This is a genomic window from Elusimicrobiota bacterium (assembly GCA_016218575.1).
Taxonomy (GTDB): Bacteria; Elusimicrobiota; Elusimicrobia; order UBA1565; family UBA9628; genus JACRDN01.
The window spans coordinates 269,276-291,214 of record JACRDN010000017.1 but is presented as its reverse complement, the minus strand read 5'-3'; the positions used below and the strand labels follow the sequence as shown (position 1 = coordinate 291,214).

Annotated in this window: 19 protein-coding genes; 7 read left to right on the top strand and 12 right to left on the bottom strand. The window is 62.3% G+C overall.

The features are described from left to right. Positions 1 to 44: 44 nt before the first annotated feature. From HY921_07925 to HY921_07910, 4 genes are all read right to left on the bottom strand, one after another. Entirely contained in the window at positions 45 to 1,790 is a 1,746-nt protein-coding gene (locus tag HY921_07925) for an ABC transporter substrate-binding protein (GenBank protein ID MBI5630796.1), read from the bottom strand. Further along, positions 1,787 to 3,100: an aminopeptidase P family protein gene (locus tag HY921_07920; GenBank protein MBI5630795.1), complete on the bottom strand. Its 1,314-nt coding sequence runs from the start codon at positions 3,098 to 3,100 to the stop codon at positions 1,787 to 1,789. The genes HY921_07925 and HY921_07920 overlap by 4 nt, the downstream gene beginning before the upstream one ends. A gap of 189 nt (positions 3,101 to 3,289) precedes the next feature. Further along, entirely contained in the window at positions 3,290 to 3,616 is a 327-nt protein-coding gene (locus HY921_07915) for a putative addiction module antidote protein (GenBank protein ID MBI5630794.1), read from the bottom strand. Beyond that, positions 3,613 to 3,759 (bottom strand): hypothetical protein, encoded by a 147-nt coding sequence (locus HY921_07910; GenBank protein ID MBI5630793.1) that lies wholly within the window; start codon positions 3,757 to 3,759, stop codon positions 3,613 to 3,615. Before HY921_07910 ends, HY921_07915 begins: the two co-directional genes overlap by 4 nt. A 291-nt stretch (positions 3,760 to 4,050) precedes the next feature. On the opposite strand from HY921_07910, the gene HY921_07905 reads away from it, so the two are divergent. Further along, complete coding sequence (locus HY921_07905) at positions 4,051 to 5,304, top strand: hypothetical protein (protein ID MBI5630792.1); 1,254 nt, start codon at positions 4,051 to 4,053, stop codon at positions 5,302 to 5,304. Between the two features lie 14 nt (positions 5,305 to 5,318). On the opposite strand, the gene HY921_07900 is transcribed toward HY921_07905, so the two are convergent. The 8 genes from HY921_07900 to HY921_07865 all read right to left on the bottom strand — a co-directional run bounded on the left by HY921_07900 (position 5,319) and on the right by HY921_07865 (position 14,258). Next, on the bottom strand, positions 5,319 to 7,406 hold the full coding sequence (locus HY921_07900) for an LPS-assembly protein LptD (GenBank protein MBI5630791.1): 2,088 nt from the start codon (positions 7,404 to 7,406) through the stop codon (positions 5,319 to 5,321). Continuing rightward, on the bottom strand, positions 7,403 to 8,338 hold the full coding sequence (locus HY921_07895; protein MBI5630790.1) for an ROK family protein: 936 nt from the start codon (positions 8,336 to 8,338) through the stop codon (positions 7,403 to 7,405). The genes HY921_07900 and HY921_07895 overlap by 4 nt, the downstream gene beginning before the upstream one ends. Continuing rightward, positions 8,335 to 9,609, bottom strand: a complete 1,275-nt coding sequence (locus HY921_07890) for a bifunctional folylpolyglutamate synthase/dihydrofolate synthase (protein ID MBI5630789.1) — start codon at positions 9,607 to 9,609, stop codon at positions 8,335 to 8,337. The genes HY921_07895 and HY921_07890 overlap by 4 nt, the downstream gene beginning before the upstream one ends. Beyond that, positions 9,606 to 10,859 carry a UDP-N-acetylglucosamine 1-carboxyvinyltransferase gene (gene murA, locus HY921_07885; protein MBI5630788.1) on the bottom strand — a complete coding sequence of 418 codons (1,254 nt, stop codon included), beginning with the start codon at positions 10,857 to 10,859 and terminating at the stop codon, positions 9,606 to 9,608. Before murA ends, HY921_07890 begins: the two co-directional genes overlap by 4 nt. Beyond that, a complete protein-coding gene (gene prmC, locus HY921_07880; protein MBI5630787.1) occupies positions 10,840 to 11,754 on the bottom strand; it encodes a peptide chain release factor N(5)-glutamine methyltransferase in 915 nt (304 codons plus the stop codon). The genes murA and prmC overlap by 20 nt, the downstream gene beginning before the upstream one ends. Beyond that, positions 11,751 to 12,809 (bottom strand): peptide chain release factor 1, encoded by a 1,059-nt coding sequence (gene prfA / locus HY921_07875; protein ID MBI5630786.1) that lies wholly within the window; start codon positions 12,807 to 12,809, stop codon positions 11,751 to 11,753. Before prfA ends, prmC begins: the two co-directional genes overlap by 4 nt. A 57-nt stretch (positions 12,810 to 12,866) precedes the next feature. After that, the gene (rpmE, locus tag HY921_07870; GenBank protein ID MBI5630785.1) at positions 12,867 to 13,217 is read right to left on the bottom strand and encodes a 50S ribosomal protein L31; all 351 of its coding nucleotides are present in this window, start codon (positions 13,215 to 13,217) and stop codon (positions 12,867 to 12,869) included. A gap of 144 nt (positions 13,218 to 13,361) precedes the next feature. Beyond that, entirely contained in the window at positions 13,362 to 14,258 is an 897-nt protein-coding gene (locus HY921_07865; protein ID MBI5630784.1) for a hypothetical protein, read from the bottom strand. A gap of 724 nt (positions 14,259 to 14,982) precedes the next feature. On the opposite strand from HY921_07865, the gene HY921_07860 reads away from it, so the two are divergent. From HY921_07860 to HY921_07835, 6 genes are all read left to right on the top strand, one after another. Continuing rightward, positions 14,983 to 16,785, top strand: coding sequence for a response regulator (locus HY921_07860; GenBank protein MBI5630783.1), 1,803 nt, complete (start codon positions 14,983 to 14,985; stop codon positions 16,783 to 16,785). Between the two features lie 24 nt (positions 16,786 to 16,809). Then, positions 16,810 to 17,508: a response regulator transcription factor gene (locus HY921_07855; protein MBI5630782.1), complete on the top strand. Its 699-nt coding sequence runs from the start codon at positions 16,810 to 16,812 to the stop codon at positions 17,506 to 17,508. A gap of 75 nt (positions 17,509 to 17,583) precedes the next feature. Further along, on the top strand, positions 17,584 to 18,060 hold the full coding sequence (locus HY921_07850) for a response regulator (GenBank protein ID MBI5630781.1): 477 nt from the start codon (positions 17,584 to 17,586) through the stop codon (positions 18,058 to 18,060). Beyond that, positions 18,053 to 19,576, top strand: coding sequence for a response regulator (locus HY921_07845; protein MBI5630780.1), 1,524 nt, complete (start codon positions 18,053 to 18,055; stop codon positions 19,574 to 19,576). The genes HY921_07850 and HY921_07845 overlap by 8 nt, the downstream gene beginning before the upstream one ends. Continuing rightward, positions 19,563 to 19,961, top strand: coding sequence for a response regulator (locus tag HY921_07840; GenBank protein MBI5630779.1), 399 nt, complete (start codon positions 19,563 to 19,565; stop codon positions 19,959 to 19,961). The genes HY921_07845 and HY921_07840 overlap by 14 nt, the downstream gene beginning before the upstream one ends. Further along, positions 19,958 to 21,892 (top strand): MASE1 domain-containing protein, encoded by a 1,935-nt coding sequence (locus HY921_07835; protein ID MBI5630778.1) that lies wholly within the window; start codon positions 19,958 to 19,960, stop codon positions 21,890 to 21,892. Before HY921_07840 ends, HY921_07835 begins: the two co-directional genes overlap by 4 nt. Positions 21,893 to 21,939 lie beyond the last annotated feature (47 nt).

Here is a 21,939-nt window from a genome sequence, read left to right as displayed (position 1 = left end):
CTCGCGGAAACGGGGCGGCCCTTCCGATAAAGGGAGGGTCGCCCTCACTGCTTCGAGAGGGAATAAAAATAGCTGCCGTGAGGCGTGCCTGGGAAAATGGGCCGGTGCTCGAATCCCCTGACCCAGCTTCTCTGGACGCGGGCGCGAAGAGTCTCCAGGACCACCAAATGGGGGACGTCCTCGTAAGCCAAGCGCAATATCCGCGCGTATATCTTCTTGCGGGCGGAAAGCTCCGTTTCGGCCACCGCGGCCTCGACGAGGCGGTCCATCTCCTCATTTTGGTACTTCTGAGCCTGGGGGTAATAGCCCTGGGAATGCAGGATCGGGAAGGCGAAATTATGCGGGTCCGGGTAGTCCGCGCCCCAGCCCAAGACGAAAATGGGCAGCTTCCCGGACCTCTGCTGGTCCAGAAATGCGGCCCATTCAATGGGCCGAACGTCGATCTTGAATCTGGGATTGAGGCTTTCGAGCTGGCGTTTCAGCATCTGGCACAGATTCTGTCGGGGTACGTTCCCGGCGTTGTAAGCCAGAGTAAAATGGAAGCCAGCATCCCAAAGTCTCCCTCCCCACGCCCTTCGCAAATGTTCTTCCGCTTTCTTGGGGTCGAAGGAGTAATGGGGAGCCGACGGATCGAATCCCGGAAGGGTCCGGGGCAGGCACCCCAAGGCCTGGACCGCCTTGCCTCGGAATACGTCCTTAATATAGCCGCCGTAGTCCAATGAATAGGCGAAGCCCTTGCGCACGTCCTTGTCCAAGAAAAAGTCCGGAGGAATCCCCTCCCCGTCCAGCTTTCCCGAGCCGATGTTGGGGTTGGCCGTCGGATTGATTTGGAAGGAAAAGAACACGATGGGGTTCATATCCGGCAGGCTCAGGCCGTCTATGATCCGGACCCCGGGAATATCCTGGAGCTTGGAGAGGTCCGGCCTCTCGGCGTTGATGACGTCTGCGTCCCCCGCCTGCAGCATGAGCTTGCGCGTCGCGAACTCGGGGACGGCCTTGACCACGACCCTCTTGAGTTTGGCCGGGCCGCGCCAATAGCCGTCATTTCGGACTAGGAAAGTCGTGTTATCCTTCTTGTCCCACCGCTCGAGCTTGAAGGGGCCCGTGCCGTTGGCCCTTTCAAAGAAGGGAGAAGCCTCCTTTTTGAGATTATTGAAGCGCGCGCAGGTTCCCTCCGCTCCATCCCAATCCCCGTTCTTTACGGCCCAGATCCTAGAAACGACCGGGGACCAGATGGCCAGAATGGACAAAAGAGGGGCGAAGGGCTTGGGCAGCCTCAAAATCAAGTCGTTTCCCTCCGCTCGCACCGCCCGGAAGGCGTCGCCGCAGGCCTCGGGCTTGAGAGCCCCCTTCTCGTCCCGCGTCGAGGCATAGCCCAGGAGGGGCTCCAGAAGAAGGGCGGAAGGGCCGGCGTCCCGGTCTTGGAGCAGGAAGCGCAGGAGCGAATAGCGCGCGTCCTCGGCCGTCATGGGCGTCCCGTCCTGGAAACGGACGCCCCGGCGGATGGGGATGCGGTACGTTTTCCCGTCCTCGGAAATCAGGCCGTTGGCCCGGGAGGGGACTTTCTCGGCGAGCAAGGGGACGAGCTTCTCGGTCGAGGATTTCTCGTAGAAAAACAGCGGCTCGTAAATATTCTGGATGATCAGGTTGCTTTGCGCGTCGTAGGCCCAGGCCGGATCCAAGGTCTCCGCGTCCGATATGGAGAGGTAGACGAAGGTGTCGGGATTCTTGGCTCCCCCGGCAAACGACGGCGCGGCAAGCGCCAAAAGCGCGAGAACGATAGGTTTCACTTGGCCTCCGGCGGCCGGACCCGGCCGCAATAATCCTCGATTTCGGCTAATCCCTTCGGAACCGTCGTCAAGTTCAAGGGCGGCCCGTCCGGCTGGACGACGACGTCGTCCTCCAGGCGCACCCCCCCGAAATCCATGAAAGAATTCGCTTTCGAAAACGCGATTCTCCCCTTATGCCTGCGGCGGAGCTCCGGGGCTTGGAAAAGAGCGGGGTTGAAATAGATCCCGGGCTCCACCGTGATCACGAAACCGGCCTCCAGCCGCGCGTCGGCGTTAGCCTTGGCATCGTGCACGTCGAGTCCCAGCATGTGTCCGAGGCCGTGCGGAAAAAACAATTTCAAGGCGCCGGTGTCCGCGAGCTCCTCGTTGGAGCCTTTGACCAGCCTCAAAGACCTCAAGCCTTCGGCCATGACCTTAAGGCAATGCCGGTGAAGCTCCGCCATCGTGACCCCGGGCCTGGCCCGCTCGATGCATCCGTTCTGAGCCTCCAGGACTATGGAGTAGATATCCCTCTGTCTTTCGGAAAAATGGCCGCTTGCGGGAAAGGTCCGTGTGACATCCGAGGCATAGCGATTGTGCTCGGCCCCGGCGTCAACAAGGATCAAATCCCCCGCTTCAATCCGCGCCTGGTCGTGGCGGTAGTGGAGCACGGCCGCGTTGCGCCCCGCGGCGACGATGGCCGGATAGGCCTCGCGCGAGCCGCGCCTGCGGCAGGCGTAGTCGAATTCAGCCTTCAACTCGTACTCATGCAGGCCGGGTCTAGCCTTGGCCATGACCGCCAAATGGGCCTCTCCCGCGACGGCGTTGGCCTTGCGCAGCTCCGCGATCTCCTCCCGCGATTTTACGGCCCTTAAAAACTCGAAGGCGTCCTGGAAGGCGGATTCCCGTAAAGACAGCCCCGCGCGGGCCTTGCCCAAGAACTGGTAAGTCCTTCGATCGGAATAGAGAACGCGGGATTCTCCCCGCAATGGTCCGATCAGCTTGGGAAGCTCGTCCAGATAACGGACCTCGGCAACGCCGGAAATTCTCTTAAGCTCTCGAGGGCCGGGGATTCCACCCTCCCAAACCCGGTAATGGGCGCCCAAGCGGGGAACGAGCAGGATTTCCCTCTTGGCTTTGGGGCATATGAGCAAGGCGTAGCCGGGTTCCCGGATGCCGGTCAAATAGAGGAAATTGGAGTCCTGCCAGAACTCGTAAGTCGCGTCCCGTGTTCTTGGGATTTCCACGTTGCCCGCCGCCAGTATCAGCCCATCGGAAAGCAGCCCGGCCAGCCGCCGGCGATGCTCGGACCGGGAAGGGGCCAAGGCCATGCTACAACGATCCGGCGACGTATTTATGGATGATGCTTGAAATCATGGTTTGGTAGGGAATCCCTTCCTCCAACGCTCGTTTTTGAACTCCCTCCAAGTCCTTCGAAGAAAGCCGAATATTGATTCCTTAGTTCTGATAAGCGCCTGAAAGCATAGGATGCAGGCTCGGCTTGACGTTCCCCCTCTTAACTAGGCCACTGCGTGCGTAGTGCTTTCCAGCTTGGGACGAAGATGCAGTGCTTTGAAGACCCTGAACATGCTGTTCCACTCCGGATTGCCGCGCTTGGACAGCATCCGATGGAGGCTTTCGCGCTTGACGGCGACCAATTTCGCCACATGCGTCATGCCATGCGCCTTGGCCACCTTGGCCAAGGCGACGAGCACCAACTCCGGGTCATTTTCCTCGAAGGCCACTTGGATGCAGGCATTCAGGTAAGCCGTCGCTCGCTTCGGATCCTTGCGGAACTCCCGAAGTTGTTCCTCCTCATCTGAAACATAAGGCAGATTCTTCTTCATCGTCGCCTCCAGTAGTCTGCGGCAAACTTATGAGCTTGCCGGATATCTGCCTGCTGCGACCCCTTGTTACCCCCGCAGAGCAGGATAACCACCGTCTGACCATCCCGCAGGTAGTATATCCGGTAGCCCGGCCCGAAATCGATCTTAAGTTCCCATACTCCCTTGCCAACGAAGCGGGAATCGCCGAAGGTCCATTATGTGTCGGGGATAGTATAACTTATAAGTTATGTATTGTCAATGGCCCTGATGCCTTAATATCAACTAATAGGTCGAAAGGCCTAGGCACTTTGTAGCCGATTGACCCTGGAAGGCGGGTCAAAAGACGCCTATTCTAGGGCATGGCCTCGCGTCTTAAGGGCAAACTGTCCCCTATTGGATTCTGCACGCTCGCTGCCGGAGCCGTCCTAACCCAAGCCGCCGCGGCCGCGGGGCCCGTGAAGCTCGTTCACTTAAACCTTGGCGAACCTCTGTCCGCCATCGGAGACACTCCCCAGTTCGTCCCCGTCTACCCGTTCCAGAGCAAGACGACCTACGACGGGATTGGATTCTCGCTAAAGGACGGACCCAAGGTTTTGCTTCCCCAAGTAAGGGCGTTCACGGAGCATCTCGGCTCTCTTGGAGTCGGCGTTGAAAACGTCGCGGGCCTCCGGATGCCTCTTCCAGCGCATCGCGACTTGCTCATCCGGGCCATCTACGAGCAAGCACGGCAATATTCCGCCGCGAGTCTCGCGTGGCTGCCGGACCGCGCAGTGATCGCGCCTCCCCATGTGAAGAAGGGGGCCAAAGTTCTCACCGTTTCCCATGAGCCCGGCTCTGACGGCCGGCACCGGCTTGGAGTGATCGCCTATACCAAAGAGCTCGTCAATGCCGTAACGCCCCTTCTGCGCGATAAAAAGAATCCTGCGGCCGTCGCCGAGGCAAACCGAAAACTCGCCGAGTTTTATCTCAATTCACAGGAGACGGACGCGGACTCCGTTCTGCAACCATTCTCGCTTCCTCCTCCCCAAGCGCCCCGACATAGAACACAAGAAAAAAAAGGGCGAGCAGCCGGCGCACTCCCGCGAGAACCAGCCGTTAATCCCGCGAATTTCGGTTGGGCATCCGCCACCACCGACCCCAGGCGCCACAACCCTCGCTCCTTCCGCTATATCATTCATGCAATTTATCCATATGCCAAAACCGAGCATAAGCTGATGGGGTCCTATGACTCCTCAAGAACCAATTTGGCCAAAGATCCGACCAAACTCCCGGAAAAGACTGTTCTGTGGGCTTCCCTGATCGACCAAGACCATAGAGAAACTCACTCGGACGCCGGCCTCATCCTGGATGTCCCGCCCCAAAACATCATCTCGACCGATGTAGACTATTTCTTGCTTCGCGCCCAAGACGAGGGAAGGGAAAGGTCTGAAGTGCTCCGACTACTCAACGATCCGCGGCGTTCTATCGAAAGCCCGCAAGAAGTACTGGACACCCATGACAACCGCTTTGATATCTCGTCGGAAGATCCCACAGCGCTGTTGCTGACCGGAACGAATCCCCTCAATCCCTCCCAGAAGCTGGGGATCGCGGGCGTGTTCATCAAGGTTGACCAATCCGGCGACGAATTGTCCGATCCGAAGTTGACCCGCAAGCTGAAGGCCTTGGCCGAGCGTTTCAAAGTCCCGGTCGTCCGAATTCCGGAAGAATAGCTTTTCTCAACAAATCACGGCCTGTCCTCTCCCCCCAAACGCCGTTCGGGGAACCACTCGGACTCCCAGTCGCGGCGGGGGACGCTCTCCTTGGTCGGGGAGGCGAACTTCATGTCGATGCGGATCGAGGCCTCGCGCACGCCTCCGGGGCGGAAGCGCACGAGGGTTCTGGTGTAGAAGTCGTGCCAGTGCTTGGCAAGCGCTATCTCCTTCTCGAAAAGCCTGAAGCCGGAGAGCCTGGCCAGGCCCCCCGAGCTCGTCATGTCCGAGCGCAAAGCCGCGGTGAGCCGCCACGTCCCGGTGGAAGGGCTGAGGCCGAACTCGGCGCTCAGGAAATAACGGTTTCCAGTCGCCAGGTTATAGCCGGCCCCCGCCCCCAGAAAATTGCCGTTTTCCTCCCCCCATTGCCCGTTGAAGAGGAAGGACCTGTTGCCTTGGCTTAGCTGGTAGTCGTCGCGCACCGAGAAATTGAGGGAGGAGCGCGGGGTGTACACCACCTCGGCGACGAGGGGCTGGACCCGGTCCCGGAAGCCCACGCTATGATCCCGGAACACCCGGAAGTCGTAGCCCGAGAAGGCCCGGAACAGCAGCTTGCGGTGGGGGCGGACCACGTCCTCGAGGGTGAAGAGGTTCGTCTCGATCCCGTGGTCGATGGCTCCAGCGTCGTCAGCGATGGAATTGGGCTTCTGGCGGCGCTCAAAGGAGTGGACCGCGTTCCAGGTCACGGCCGGGGTGGCGAAGGTCAGGGCCCCCTGGGCGCCGTAGCGGCCGATGAAGGCGTCCCGCACCGTTGCGGTGCTGGCAAAGCTCGTGAGGGAGTCGAAGCGGTTGAGATACGCCTCGCGGTAGCTGAGCTTGGGAACGAAGCTCACCCCGCGCGCGACCGAATACCCGCGCGTCCCCTCCCAGCCCCCCCCCAGGGATTTTTCCATGTAGGTTCGGCCGCGGTCGAAGGAGTTGTCGGCAAATCCGGTGAAGGTGTGCAGCCACGAGGATTTCCCCAGGCGCAGCTGGGCGCTCTGCAAGTCCAGGCGCGGCGCGCTTTCCTTGGCCTTGAGGTAGCGCAGGCGGTTCTCGGAGGCCGTGTCCTGTCGGGAATACGACAGGCGCGCCGTGAGCTTGGGCAGGCGGTAGACCAAGGCCCCGCTGTTGATGAGCTCCGGGGTCACGCGCAGGAGGCTGGAGCGCGAGTAATGATTGTTGAAATCGGCGTCGGACTGGACCTGGAGGCGGCCCTGGAAGGCCGCCGAGCTCAAGAAGGCGCGGTACTCCGTCCCCGAGACGCTCCAGCGCTCGGCCCCGTTATTGGTTTCCCGGATGCGGTAGCCGAAAAGAGAGCCCCTGGAATCCTCGCCCTGGCGGTGCTCGAGCTCGGCTCCCGCGCCCAGCCCCTGCGCGGAATAATAGTCCAGGAACAGCTTGCTGTAAAACCCAGGGGAAAGTTCGGTCGTGAGCGTCCCCTTGAGGAAGGCTCCGCTCCTGCGGTCATAGCCGGGCTGGACCCGCCAGCGCGTCCAATGCTTGGGCTTCAAGGACTTGAAAATGACTGGACTGTACAGAAGGGGCACCGGACCCAGGAAGAACACGGCGTTGCGGGCCAAGAGGTACTTCTTGGGGATGACGGTCAGGCGGGTCGCGTGGAAATGATAGTGGGGCTTGGGGTCGTAGGAGCAGCTCGTAAAATCGGCGCCGTAGTAGTCAAGCCTGCGTCCCTTGAGGCGCACGCGCTTGGAATGCACGCGCCAATCGCCGTGCCCGGCCGAGGACCCGTAGAGGACGCCTGAGTGCGCGGCGAAATCAAAATCCCCCGAGTCCCCATAAACCGCGCTTACCCCGTCCTCCATGAGGAGGTAGCCCCGCGAGCGGCCGGTATTTTTTTTCGGGTCGAGCCAAAGCTCCTCGGCCTTGATGGTCCAGGTGGACTCCTGGACCTTGACCCCGCCCTTCAAATGGATCTCGGGGCTTTCCCCGGTGTAGTCGAGGTGATCCGCGACGAAATCCAGGCGCGTGGTCCCGGTGGAGGCGGCGGGCGGCGGGGGCAGGGGATAATCCTCGGCCCGGGCCGCGGACGCGCCCAGGGCCAAGAGGAGGAGGAGCTTCATCTCTCCAATGCGATAAGGGCCGCGCCCAGGCACCCGCCGTTATGGTAGTCGGCGGCGCGAAGGACGAGGCTATGGAAGGGGGTCTTGAAGGGCTTTTTCCAGAGCTCCCGGCGCAGGGGCTCCATCAGCCATTTCCCGGCCCTGGACACTCCGCCCAGGAGAATCACCGCCTCGGGGTTGACGGTAAAGACAATGTCGGCGATCCCGCAGGCCAGGCGCTCGGCCGTGAGGGCCCAGACCTTGCGCGCGAGCGCGTCGCCTTGCTCGGCGGCCTGGGAGATATGAAGTGGGGTCAGCCCTTTGCGGCGCGAGAGGATAGAGCTCCCGCCCCGGGCCAGGAGCCCGCGCGCCGTGCGCAGGATACCGTAGGAGCCCGCGTAGGCCTCCAGGCACCCCCGTTGTCCGCAGTGGCATTTGGCGCCGCCCGGCTCCACGCAGAGATGCCCGACCTCGGCGGCCGAGCCGGTGGCGCCGCGGTAGAGCCTGCCGTCGAGGATGATCCCCCCGCCCACTCCGGTCCCTAAAGTGAGCCCGGCCACGTTCCGGTATTGACGCTTGAGCTCGAGCACGTAGGCCCCCCAGACCGCGAGGTTGGCGTCGTTGTCCACGACCACGGGCAGGCCCAGGCCCCGCTCGAAAGCGCTCTTGAACTTGAACCCGTCCCAGCCCTTGAGATTCGGCGTGAATCGCAGGGAGCCCTTCTCGGAATCCACGTCTCCCGCAAGGCCCAGGCCCGCTCCGCAGAGGCGCGGGCCCCGCCCTTTCCAGCCCGCCACGACCCGGCACACCCGCCGCACAAAGAGAGCGGGGCCTTCCTGGCTGCGCGTGGGGATCTCCTCCATCTCCAAGAGCTTGCCCCGCGCCGAGACCATGGCCACCTTGGTGTTGGTCCCCCCCACGTCGATACCGACCGCGGCCTCGCCGTGTTTCATGATTTTTCAGCCTCCAGACAGCGCCGGACTTCGGCCACCAGATAGAAAGAGCCGCAGACCACGGCGGGGTTTGGCGAGGGGTCGCTCAGCCAGTCTTCCACGGCCGCCTCGGGCCGGGGCTCGACGCGCACCCGAGCTCGCGGAGCGTGGAGCCGCACCTTCTGCGCTAAGGCCTCCGGGGCCAAGGCGCGGGGGCTTCGCGGCCGAACCGCAACGACCTCGCGCAAATGCCGGGCGATGGGGCGCAGTATCCCGTCCAAGTCCTTGTCCTTCATCACCCCCAGTATCCAAAGCGCGTCCTTCCCGTTCCAGGGAGAAAGAGACCAAGTCCGCTCGAAGCACTCCATGGCCTGGGGATTGTGCGCTCCATCGAGAATGGCGGTCTTGCCCCGCGCGGCGCGCACCTCAAAACGCCCCGGCCAATTCACGCGCAGGAGGCCTCGTCTCCAGGCCTGGTCCGAAACCGGGAAACGGCCCTTGGCCGACCTGAGGGCGCGCCAAGCCAAGGCCGCGTTGGAGGCCTGGCCCGCGCCTAAAAGTCCCAAGGTCCAATCCCGGCCGCGCGGGTCGCGCAAGACCTGGCGGTTCCTCCTCCAATAAGACGCGACCGGCCGCCAGGGCCGGACCACGGTCAGGGGACTGCCCATCCTGCGCGCCCGAACCCTAATCACGGCGAGAGGCTCGGGCGCCAGTTCGGCGCAAATGACGGGTCGCCCCGCCTTGATGATGCCGGCCTTCTCGAAGGCGATGCGCCCGAGACTCTTGCCGAGGAATTGGGCGTGGTCGAAATGAATCGAGGTGATGAGACTCGCAGACGGGGACCGGATCACGTTGGTCGCATCAAGCCGGCCTCCCAAGCCCGTTTCCAGGACCGCGACCTCGATCCGGCTTTCCTTGAAATGCTGGAAGGCAACGTTCGTCATGAGCTCGAAATAGGTGAGGCTCCCTTTTGGATCGGCCTCCAGGGCGCTCTTGAGATGCCGCGCGAAATCCTTTCCATTGATGGGCTCTCCGTCGATTTTAATTCTCTCGCGAGGATCTAGCAAATGCGGGGAGGAGTAAAATCCGGTTTTATAGCCGGCCTGGCGCAAAACCGAGTCGAGGATGGCGCAGACCGAGCCCTTCCCGTTGGTCCCGGCGACGTGGAAGGCGGGCGCGTATTCTTGGGGATCGCCCAAGAGCTTGAGATGGCTCCGCACCCGGGACAGGCCGAGCTCGATGCGAGTCTCTTGGCGCTCTTTAAGAACGCTCAGAGCCTCCTGGAATGTCATGCGCTGGTACGGCGGATTAAGGCGCCGGCCCGGCGCAGTTTCTCTTCCACGGCCTCGTAGCCGCGGTCTATGTGGTACACCCTCTGTAGGCGGCTCTCTCCCCTGGCGGAGAGAGCCGCCACGAGGAGCGCTGCTCCGGCCCGGATGTCAGAAGCCATGATCGGCGCCCCATGGAGGAGCTCGACTCCCTCCACCACGGCCGTGCGCCCCTTGACCGCAACGCGCGCTCCCATGCGCGAGAGCTCGGCCGCGTGCAGGAAACGATTCTCGAACACGGTTTCCGTCACGCGGGAGCGCCCCTGGGCCAGGCACATGAGGCTCATCCATGGCGCCTGGAGGTCGGTGGGAAATCCCGGATGGGGTGCCGTACGGGCCGAGACGGCCCTCGGCCTGCGGCTCATGGAAATCTCGATTCCAGCCTCGGACGCCTCCACGGCCGCGCCGGCCAAGCGAAGCTTGGCGACAAGGGCCTTCAAGTCCCCTGCCCGGGCCCCCTCCAGGAAAAGCCGGCCCCGGGTGGCCGCGGCGGCCATGAGAAAGGTCCCGGTCTCGATGCGGTCCGGGATGACCCGGTGCCGGCAGCCCTGGAGCCGCGGGGCCCCCTCCACCACGACCCGAGCCGTACCCGTCCCCGAGACCCGCGCGCCCATGCGGCCCAGGAAAACCCCCAGATCCTCGATCTCGGGCTCGCAAGCCGCGTTCTCGATGGTGATTCCACCTGAAACCCCGGCCGCCGCCATCATGAGGTTCTCCGTGGCCCCGACGCTCGGAAACCGCAGGCGGACCTTCCGGGGCTTGAGCGCCTTGGCCGAGAGCTGAATGTCGCCGTGCTCCATGCTCTGGCAGGCACCCAAAGCCGCGAAGCCTTTTAAATGGATGTCTATGGGCCGAAGTCCTATGGCGCAGCCCCCCGGGATGGGAACCGTGACCTTCCCGAAGCGGGCCAAGAGAGGCCCGGCCGCGAGGACGGAAGCCCTCATTTGCTTGACCAGCTCGTAGGGCGCCCTAGTCTTCAAGGGCGCACCCGCCGACACCATGATGGTCGAGCCCTTCATCTCCACTGTCTTTCCCAAGCTCTCCAGGAGCCGGACCGTGGTGCGGATGTCACGGAGCCGGGGAACGTTCTCCACGACGCAGGGCTCATCGGTCAGAAGCGTGGCGATGAGGATGGGAAGGGCCGCGTTCTTGGAGCCGCTGATTTTGACGTTCCCGCGCAGGGGATGCCCGCCTTCAATTATGAATTGGTCCATTTTCCTTCCTAGCAACGGCGATGCGCTCCAGACCGCTCGCGTCCGCCCGGATCATGGGGCTGTCAAACCCCGCCGCCCTCATGAGCTCGGCCACGGCGCGCCCCTGCTTGGAGCCTATCTCGAGGACCAGGAAGCCTCCCGGCTTGAGATAGCGCGGCGCCTGGGCGATGATCTCGCGCAGAACCTTGAGGCCGTCCGGGCCGCCGTCCAAAGCCAGGCGAGGCTCATGCAGGACTTCCGGCTCCAGGCTCGCGAACTCCCCAGTGGGGATGTAGGGAGGATTCGAGACCAGCAGGTCCGCCCAGCCCGCGCCCAGGCTCGGCTTGAAGATATCCTCTTCCACGAAGCGTATCCTTTGGCTGGCGTGATGAGTCATGGCATTCTCCGCGGCGAGCTTCAAGGCCGCGGGGCTGGCGTCGGTGGCGTAAACCACGGCCCGGGGAAACGCCGCTGCCAGGGAAATGGCGATGCAGCCCGACCCGGTCCCTATCTCTAGGATGTGGAAAGGCTCGGCAGCCCTGTCTTTAAGCAGGCGCGCGGCCTCGGCGGCGAGCTCCTCGGTCTCGGGACGGGGCACGAGGACGTCCTTGGTCACCTTGAGGCCGAGCCCCATGAAGGGCTGGGACCCGAGCACGTAGGCCAGGGGCAGGCGCCTGCCCTTTTGAGCCGTCAGATGCCAAAAATGATTGCTATGCTTGACCGAGAGCGGCCGGGAGCGGTCGAGCGCCAAGTCGTTGCGCCCGACGCCCAGAACCTCGGCCATAAGGAACTCCGCGTTGGCCCGAGCCTCCGGCACGCCCTTCTCCGATAGGAACCGGACGGCCTGGGCGAGCCACTCCGCCACCGTAACGGACCTGGAAGCCAAAGCCGGTAAAACCTGGGCGTTGCGGCTCATGGGGCCTTCTCCAGGGCCAAGCGCAGGGCCTCCTCGCGCAAAGCCTCCAGCACCGGCCCGATCTCCCCCTCCATCAAGACCGAAAGATTGTGCCATGAGCGCTCGAGGCGATGGTCGGTAACCCGGCTCTGGGGGAAGTTGTAGGTTCGGATCTTCTCGGAGCGGTCTCCGGTCCCCACCTGGCTTCGCCGCGCCTCCACGCTTTGGGCCACCGCCTTCTCGCGCTCCATATCGGCGAGCTTGGCCCGCAGGACCTTCAAGGCCTTGAGGCGGTTCTTGAGCTGGGACCTCTCGTCCTGGCACTGGACCACGAGCCCACTCGGAAGGTGGGTAATGCGGATGGCGGTCTCGACCTTGTTGACGTTCTGACCGCCGGCCCCGCCGGCGCGGTAGGTATCTATCTTCAAATCCTCGGGGTCGACCTCGACGTCCACCTCCTCGGCCTCGGGCATGACGGCTACGGTCACGGTGGAGGTATGGATGCGCCCCGAGCCCTCGGTTTCAGGCACCCTCTGCACGCGGTGCACGCCGCCCTCGTGGCGCAGCCAGGCATAGACCTCATGGCCCTGGATGTAGAGGACGGCCTGCTTGATGCCCTTGAGCCCCGTGCTGTTGACCTCGAGAAGCTCGGCCTTCCAGCCGCGCGACTCCGCGTAGCGGGTGTAGAGGCGCATGAGCTCGGCCGCGAAAAGGGCGGCCTCGTCCCCTCCGGCCCCGGCGCGTATCTCGAGCAGGACATTCTTGGAGTCGTTGGGGTCCTTGGGAAGAAGGGCGGCCTGTATCTCCCTCTCCAAGACCTTGACCTTCTCGGAAAGCTTGCCCTTCTCGGAAAGGGCCAGCCCGGCCATTTCCCGGTCGGAGCCGGCGGCCAGGGCCTCGAGGTCGGCGAACTCCGCCTCGGCCTTTTCCAGGCTTTGAGCCAAGCCCATGAGGGGGGCAAGCTCGGCGTGACGGCGCGAAAGCTCCTTCAAATCCGCCGGGGAAAGCCCCCCCTGGCCGAGCTTTCGCTCGACCTCCTCGAACTCCGTCTTGAGCTTGATCAACTGAGCGTTCATGGCTTAAGCAATAAGAAACCCTGGCCGTCGGCGGCCAGGGTTTCTTTGATGAAAAGTCTAAGCCGCTTTCTTGGCCGGCTTCTTGGCGGGCTTGGCGGCCTCTTCCTTCTTGGGGGCCGAGGTGAGAACCTTCCTCTTGGCCGCAGCGCCCACGTTCTCGAGCTTCTTGACCACGCTTTTCACTGGCTTGCGCACCACGGTCTTGCCCGCGGTGGACTGGAACTTTTTCTGGAAGCGCTCGACACGGCCGGCGGTATCGATGAGCTTCTGCTGGCCCGTGAAGAAGGGATGGCAGGCCGAGCAAATTTCAAGCTTGATCAGCTCCTTGGTGGAGCGAGTCTCGAAGGTGTGCCCGCACGCGCAAAGCACCTTGGAATTGACGTAAACCGGATGAATGCCTGCTTTCATTGTGTACCCTCGTCTATAAATAAAGCCCCGCAGACTGTGTCCCAACGCCGCGTCAACTGTAGGCGCCCACTGCCGCAGTCCCCCTTGGGCAGGCGTTTATTGTATCAAATAATCGCGCGATCCAGCAGCAATATAGGAAGATCTTCAACCCCGGCTGGAACGACCGGCGATTCTCTCATTGGCGATATCGTAAAATAGATAACCTAGGTACATATTCTTTAAAGTTTCCTTTCTAATCGCCCGCCGCTCGCTGCCCTCAATAAATTTCGTGGTGTCTGCCGCGATGTCGAAAAGGAGGCTAAATTCCGCCATAGACTTGGCTTTGCCCCCAAGGCGGCGCAGCTCTTCCCACAAATTCCGGGCAGGAGGCATTTTGTTCGATATAAAACGATGTATTTCTTTCTCGGTAATTTCAGTTTTCCCGCCCGCGAACAGCCGTTCAAAAACCTTCGCGTCGAAATTTCCATCGGCATCATAGATGCCGGTGTCATATTCAGAATGCCGGACTTTAATCCCATTTTTGATCACAATGCCCAATTGCAGCTTGCCCGAGGTCAGGGGGCCTAAAACCAGGTTTAGGACCGCAGTGACCACTCCACCCTTGAGCCAATCAACCCGGAGCAAGCCCAGTCTGGAGAACATTTCGCAAGGGGCGGCTATGCCATCGCCATTCGCATCAAAAAAAGAAATTCTCCGTTCTAAATCTGTTCTGACGTAGCTTGGCGGCGATAATTTTCCGGGTTGGTTTCCACCCGGCCTAAAAGGACCCCGCCGCCCGTTCAAGGCATCGTCCGAATAAGCTTGCGATAATACCACGGCATGGTTTAGCGGGAATTCCCCTCGCACTCGGCCTGCTTGTGGAGTTGCGGCTGAAATGGCCGGGGCCAAAGGCGGGAATTGCCCAGCCATGTCAAATTGAGCCAGCACCATCCGAGCTTCTTCCGGGTTCATGCCAGTAAAGCCCGTTTCCCGCATGCGTTGAATAGAGCGCTGCGCATGCTCAAGGAACCTCACGGCCCCACCGGAAATTTTCCTTGCCATGGACACGATATTCGGAACCGCGGATGAAGGCTGAGGGGCCTGCGATTGCGCCCGAGATGCGTGCACCCCCGAGGGATTGGGGATTGCGCGACGCGCCAGCCCTGGAACAGCCCAGGAGTTTCCGAAACTCAGAAAAATCAAAACAAACGAAAGCGGGCATGATAGGTATTTCACAAAGCCTCCTTAAATCTATTGAAGGTAATTATAAAATTATCCCTCTTGGCGCCCATGGGCCTTTTGGGTAAATCCGCCCGGACAATAGGCCCATAAGACAAGGGGCCAAATGTTTAAAAAATCGTAAATTCGGCTGGTTTGGGCTTGAAAAGTTGGCGCAGGCACCCTACACTATGCCTCTAGCGCTACGGAGGATCATGCCAGTCAAGAAACATCTGAGCCTTTTGCTGACTTTCTGCAGGCAAGGATACAAGCCCTGGACCAAATCCATCGAGCTGCTGGCCCGGCCCGAGTCCCCGCGATGGCAGAAACCATGAACGACTCCAGTTATCCACAAAAACTTCCCGGGAAGTTTTTGTGGATAACTGCTCTCTCGGAGCCTATGCGGCTTGCCCTGCTGGCCTTGGTCGTCACCATCTGTCCCTTATTGCCATCAAATGCGCTCGCCGATGACAAGTATGACAGCGCAAGCATTGGTCCCGGAGGCTCTTGCGAAAATAACCCGACCAAATGGTGCCTCTCGAAACAGAAATCCGCCATTATCCACTACATGTTGGGGAAATTCGATGACAATGAAAGGAAATATATCGAAGCTTTAAAGAAATCAGATCCGCGATACCAGAATCTGCATCCCCTTAAAAATCCGGAAAACCTGGAGAGTGAGCTGAAGCGCAACGCCGTGATCAATCAATGGGTTGGCGAATTCTCCGACAAACCCGAGAAGTTCTATATCGTGGTCGATGGCGTTCTCGAGCAGCATGACAAGCTCATCAACAAATTCATAGGGCAGGCCACCGCTCCTGAACCAGAAAATCCCCCTTCGACACCGACTCCTAACGGCAATCAAAGGCAGCAGGCTTCCATGAACGTTGAAAACCCAACCGGACAAGGGAATGGCAGCCCCAGTTTGGATAATCCCTCAGGATCACCCGGGGCCTCCGGTCCCGAAGCCCCGCCCGTCGGTACGGAAGGAGACGGCCCGGGAGGCAGCAGCCCCGGCGGAGGGGGCGGCGGGGGTGGAGGCGGTGGAAAAGACGGCGGGCCCACGGTCCAGGGCCGCCAAGCCCAAAGTCCGACCGGCGGAGCCAACGCTTTCGGGGGGCTCAAGAACGCCTTCGGTCCGGACAAGGACCCGAACGCGGGGGTAAGCGGGCCCGGCGGAAATCAGGGCATCGCCGGGAATTTCGAGGGCGGGGCCGCGGGTTCCGGCGCCGGCGGCTCGGGGGCGGGGGCTGGAGGCTCCGGCGGCGCCCAGGCTCTTCTGGCCCAAGGCCCTAGCCCAAGCTTCGGCGGCGCCGGGGGAACGGGCGCGCGGGCTTCTCGCGGCGGGGACGCTGCGGGCCCCGGCGGATCGGGCGGAGAGACGGCGTCCTTCGCCCAGCGCTCCACGGCCGGGGGAACTTCCGCTAGCGGCAGCTTCGGCTCCGGGGGGTCCCATTCCTCTTATGACAATTCAAGCGTTGCCATCCCGAGCCGCTTCACCCATTCCAGCGCCCCCCCTCCCCTAGAAGCCTCCGGAAAGGGCGGGAAGGAAGACGCCGGAGGGCAGAGGGAAGGGGCCGCTCCCGAGGAAAGCGCGCTCACCCCGGAGGAGCTGGCCCAGCTCAAGGAAATCCAGGACATGCTCAAGCAGTCCGCCGAGCAGGGCTCCTTGGACGCCGAGGCCCTGGGCGGCGCCATGGAAAAGCCCGCCGCGGGAAAGGAGGTCGAGGACTTGCGCGAGAGCCTCAAGGACATCGTGGACTTCACCGGCCGGCCGCTCACCCCAGAGCAGAAGCAGAAAGTCATGTCGGTGGCCCGGGATCTGGGATTTACCTACGACCAGGCAAAGAAGCTCATCTTCGCCGTGGAGCACGGGGTCCCGGCCCCGGCCAAGTCCAAGCAAACGAGCTTGTGGGAAACCCTCCGCCGCCTGGCGAAAAAACTACGGCACCATTTCCTGACCGTCGGACATAATTCCCGGTACGGCATGCTTCTATTCTGGGCCGCGATGGCCGCGGCGGGCCTATGCCTGTTGATCTGGATAGCGCCCCGGACAAAGCGCAGTCGCCTCATCATCGAAGCGCCGCCCCCGCCGCCGCCATCGCGGAGGATATTGTGCGTCATGCGAGATGCCTCGGACCGAGAAGCCGTCGCGGTCGCGCTCTCCCATGAGGGCTACGAGGTCCATCGCGCCTCGGATTGGCGGGAGGGCCGCGAGCAGGCCCTGTCTCTGAGCCCTGATCTGGTGGTCGCCGACGCAGTACTTCCCATAAGCCAGGACTCCGCGAAACTGGCGGTCATCGTGGTGGACAAGCCCGTCAACCTTCCGCGCCTTCTAAGCTCGATCGAGCGCCTCTTGCCGCGCGCATGATAGGATGAAACCGGGAAATTTACCATGGCCAGGCTGCTGAGCATCGAGGATGACGCCGACGTCCAGCATTGCATCGGGCAAGCCCTTTTCCGAGAGGGCTACGAGGTGCATTACGCCTGGAACGGGCAGGAGGGCTACGAAAAAATCCTGTCCCTGAATCCGGACCTGGTGATCCTCGACCTGGTCCTGCCCCTCATGAACGGGATCGAGCTCCTCAAAAAAATGCAGGAGGGCAAGTCCATCCAGAATATCCCGGTCATTGTCATCTCCGGATTCGGTGACGACTTGAATATGATCGCGGAGTTGATCAAAGCCTTGGGCGCCGTGGAGTTTCTGAGAAAGCCCGTCGACATCCCGGAGCTCCTAAGCTATATCAAGCACCTCCTCTCCCGATCCCCCGCCCAAGCCGCGCGCCATTTGGACTCCTCCCCGTCCCTCGTCAAGGGATACCTGCGCATCGACCCTAAGTTTAGAACCGTGTGGCTCAAGGACCGGCTTCTGACCACGCTTCCCCATAAAAGGTTCAAGCTTCTCAAGCGCCTGCTCTTAAGCCCCGGCCCGGTCTCCAAAGAGGATCTGCTCAAGGAGCTGGGCTACGACCTGGCGCAGGCCGACGCCCTCAAGAAGACGATACAGCGCTTGCGCGAGGATTTGGGCCCGCAGGAAAGCCGCAGGCTTCAAACCACGCCGGAGGGCTATGAGCTCTGCGGTGACTCGGAGTGACACCCGCTCCGTTGCATCCAAGTCACTCCTCGGCTACACTCCCCATACGAGGAGGCGGAATAAACCAGGCCGACCATGGGACCCTATCCAAAGGGAGAATTCGTCTTGATCGTGGAAGATGATGACGACGATTATTTCCTCATTCAAAAGGCCTTCCAGCAGATTCCCCTCCGCGCGGAGCTTCGGCGCGTCAAGAACGGGGAAGAGCTCGAGGTATTCCTTTACTCTTGCTGCCCAGAGAGCGGCGGGGAAAAGGCGAGAAAACTCCCCCTTGTGCTCCTCGATTTGAACATGCCCCGCAAGGACGGCAGGCAGACCTTGGGCGAGATCAAATCCCACCCCGTCCTAAGAAAAGTCCCGATCGTGGTATTCACCTCTTCCCGCGACGAAGAGGACGTCAACACCGCTTACGAGCTCGGCGCCAACTCGTTTCTGCAGAAGCCCGACTCCTTCAAGGCCCTTGTCGAGCTTCTCGACATGCTCACGCGTTACTGGATGGGGACCGCGCGCCTGCCCAGCCTCTCTGAACCGCGAGCCGCTTGCCATGGATAAGAAAATCGTCGCGCTGCTCATCGAGGACGACCCCGACGATACCGAGCTCATGCTGGAGCTCATGGCCAGGCCCGGCTGGCCCTCCTTCCACTTCACGCTGATGTGCGCGGCCACGCTGCAGGAAGGCCTTAGGCTTCTGGCCCAGGAAGACATAGAGGTGCTCCTGCTTGACCTCATGCTGAAGGACAGCCAAGGAATGGAGACCGTCCTGCGCGCGCGCGCCCAGGCGCCGGAGATTCCGATCGTGGTTCTCACCGGCCTGCGCGACGAGGCGATGGGGCTGGAGGCCATCTCCCATGGAGCGCAGGATTACGTGATCAAGGGAAGCCTGGACGCTCCCATGCTCAAGCGCACCATCCGCTACGCGGTGGAACGCCACGAGGCCATGACTCGCCTGGAAACGGTCATCGCCAAGGCCGCAGACGCCATGCTCGTGGTGGACGGCAAGGGGGTAATCCGCTACGCCAACCCCGCCTCAGAGTCCCTTTTCGACTGCCCGTCCCGGGATCTCCTGGGCAGGCCCTTCCCCTATCCCATCACCGCGGGCTACGCCTCCGAGATCAAGCTGCCCGCCCAAGGCGGCGGGCCGGAGCGCGCCGCGGAGATGCGGGTGACGGAGATCGAATGGAAGGGAGAGGCCGCGAACCTCGCCTCCATCCGGGACATCACCCAGCTTCGTCGTTTCGAGGAGCTCAAGGCAGAGATCAAGGAGCGACAACGCATGGACAAACTCAAGGACGAGCTCGTAAGCGCGGTCTCCCACGAGCTGAGAAGCCCCCTTACCATCATACGTGCCGCGATCAGCAACTTGGACGAGGGCCTGGCCGGCCCCCTTTCCAGCCAGCAGGATCTCCTGGTCAACCTCGCCCATAAGAACGTCCTGCGCCTGCAGAAAATCGTGGACAACGTCCTCAATCTTTCGCGCCTCGAATCGGGCAAAGCCCAGATTCACGCCCGCCGGATGGACGCCTGCCAGCTCATCCGGGAAACCGCCAAGGGCTTCACCCTCCTGGCGCAGAAAAGGCCCGTCGCCATCGAGGTCGACTTCGCCCGCGACCTGCCGAATGTCCACGCCGACCCAGATCTATTCATCCAGGTCCTAAGCAACCTTCTCGACAACGCCTTGAGGTTCACCCGCAGCAAGGTCATCGTGCGGGCCGCGACGGCCGAAGCCAAGGAAACTTCCTCGGGGCAAGGGGTGACAGCCGGCGTGGCCTCTCCGACCGCGCTCAAGCTCGTGCAGATCAGCGTTATAGACGACGGCCCCGGCGTTCCGGAGGACCGCATCCCCGACCTCTTCAATAAATTCGTGCAGATCAAGCGCAGCTCGAAGGAGGGCGGCCCCTACAAAGGCACGGGTTTGGGGCTGGCCATCTGCAGGGAGATCGTGGAACGCCAGCAAGGCCGGATTTGGGCGGAGAGCCGCGCGGGAGAGGGCGCGCGCTTCCATTTCGCCCTGCCCCAGGCCGCGCCGACGCCGCGAAACGGCTCCGGAGCAAGCCATGCGCCGAAATAAGGAGAAGGCCCGCGTGGTACTGGTTGACGACGAGCCGGATTTCCATATCGTGATGCGCGACTGGCTGTCTCCCCGCTACGACTTCAGAGCGATAGGCGACCCGAAGCTCGTCGTGGAGGAGCTTGAGGCCCTGGAGCCCGCTCTGGTTCTCCTCGACATCCGCATGCCCGACATAGACGGGCTCTCCCTCTGCCGCCGCCTGCGCTCCAACGAGCGCTTCGCCGGGCTTCCCATTGTCTTCCTGACCGCCTGCCGGGATGACGGGACCTTCCTTGAGAACATCAAGGCCGGAGGCACGGCCTTGCTCACCAAGCCCGTGGACCGCGGCCAACTGCTCTCCATCCTGGAAGAGCTTATCCCCGAACCCGCGACCGGCCAGGCATGAGGCTATCGCGCCTGCCCGCCTTTCTGGGGCTCGTATCGGCGTATTTCATGGCGGGAAAGATGGGCCTCGCCCTGGCCCAAATCCATCCGAGCGCCTCTGTCGTTTGGCCTCCGAGCGGCATCAGCCTCGCCGCCCTCATCCTCCTGGGCACGGAAATGTGGCCCGCCGTATTCGCGGGGGCCTTCCTGGTCAATATAACGACGGCCGGGGACTTGCTGACCAGCCTCGGCATCGCCTCCGGCAACGCCCTGGAGGCGGTCATTGGCTGCCTGCTCGTGAGAAGGTTGGCCGGGGGCCCCAACTGCTTCGACCACCCCACCTCGATCTTCAAGTTTACCTTCAGCGCCGCCCTTTGCGCCGTGGCCAGCGCCACGATGGGAGTGGGGAGCCTCTCCCTGCGCGGCTACGCCCCGTGGCCTCAATTCGGCTCCATATGCCTGACCTGGTGGCTGGGAGACATGACGGGCATGCTGCTCATAACGCCCTGCCTCATCCTATGGGCCTTGGCCCCCCGAATCCAATGGGGCCGCCGGGAAGCGGCCGAGGGGTTGGCCCTGCTTTCCCTGCTCGGGCTGGCCTGCAAGATAGTCTTCGGCGCGTGGTATCCATGGTCCTCGGCTCCCGCCCCCTTGACCTTCCTCTGCCTTCCCCCGCTCATTTGGATCTCCTGCCGATTTTCCCCCCGGGACACGGCCACGGCCTGCCTGGCCATGGCCTGCGCAGCGCTTTACGGGACAATAAAGGGCCGCGGGGCCTTCGGCCTGGCCGGACCCTACGCCCTGCCCCTCCTTCAAGCCTTCCTGGCCGTCTGCTCGCAGATGGCGCTCATCCTCTCGGCCAGCCTCCACAGCATCCAGGACCGCTTCCGCCTGATGGTTGACGAAGTCGGGGACTACGCGATCTTCATTCTCGATCCTGAGGGGCGTGTGACGAGCTGGAACCGCGGGGCGCAGAGGATCAATGGCTACGCGCCCGAGGAAATCATCGGCCGAGATTACGCCTGCCTTTTTACCCCGGAAAGCCGGGAAAACGGCAGGCCGCGCGCTAACCTCGAGCTCGCCGCCGCCCAGGGCCATCTCCATGAAGAGGACTGGCGCGTGCGCAAGGGCGGGATCCGCTTCTGGGCCAAAGCGAGCATGACCGCCCTCAAGGGCCAAGACGGCGCGCTCAAGGGTTTCTTAAAAGTGGTCCAGGACATGAGCCAGCGCAAGCTCGCGGAGGACCTCCTCGAGAAAAAAAGCCAGGAGCTCTCCCGGGCCAACGCGGAGCTCAACCTCTACGCTTCCATGGTTTCCCACGAGCTGCAGGAACCCCTGAGAAAAATCCTGACCTTCGGGGACATGCTCAAGAGCAGGAGCGAGGGCCTCGACGAGGAGAGCCGTCATCACGTGGGCCGCATGCAGGACTCTGCCCACCGCATGGCTAGGCTGGTAGAGGACATCCTGGGCCTTGCCCGCATCACCACCAGGACGAGGCCGCTCGTTCCCGTGGATTTGGGCGCCGTTCTCAAGGACGCGGCCGGGAACTTCGAGGCGCTGGTTTCAAGCGCCGGAGGCTCGATCGAGGTGGCGGCGGGCATGCCGGCGGTCCAGGCCGACGAGTCCCTCTTGCGCCAGCTATTCTACAACCTGTTCTCCAACTCCTGGAAGTTCCGAAAAAAGAACGAACCCCTGCGCATCGCGGTCTCCTGCCGAAGGCCGAGCGCGGGATTCGTCGAAATCACGGTGGAGGACAACGGAATCGGCTTCGATGAGCGCTACCTTGACAAGATCTTCCAGCCCTTCCAGCGCCTGCACCCCAAGGAGGCTTACCCTGGAAGCGGCATGGGCCTGGCTATCAGCGAGCGCATCCTCCTGAGGCACGGGGGCGCCATCACGGCCAAGAGCCGGCCCGGCGAGGGCTCGCGCTTCATCGTGACCTTGCCCGTATAGCGGCCTGGGGTGCTGGCTGGGGAACAGTCTACAACGTCATCGCCTCG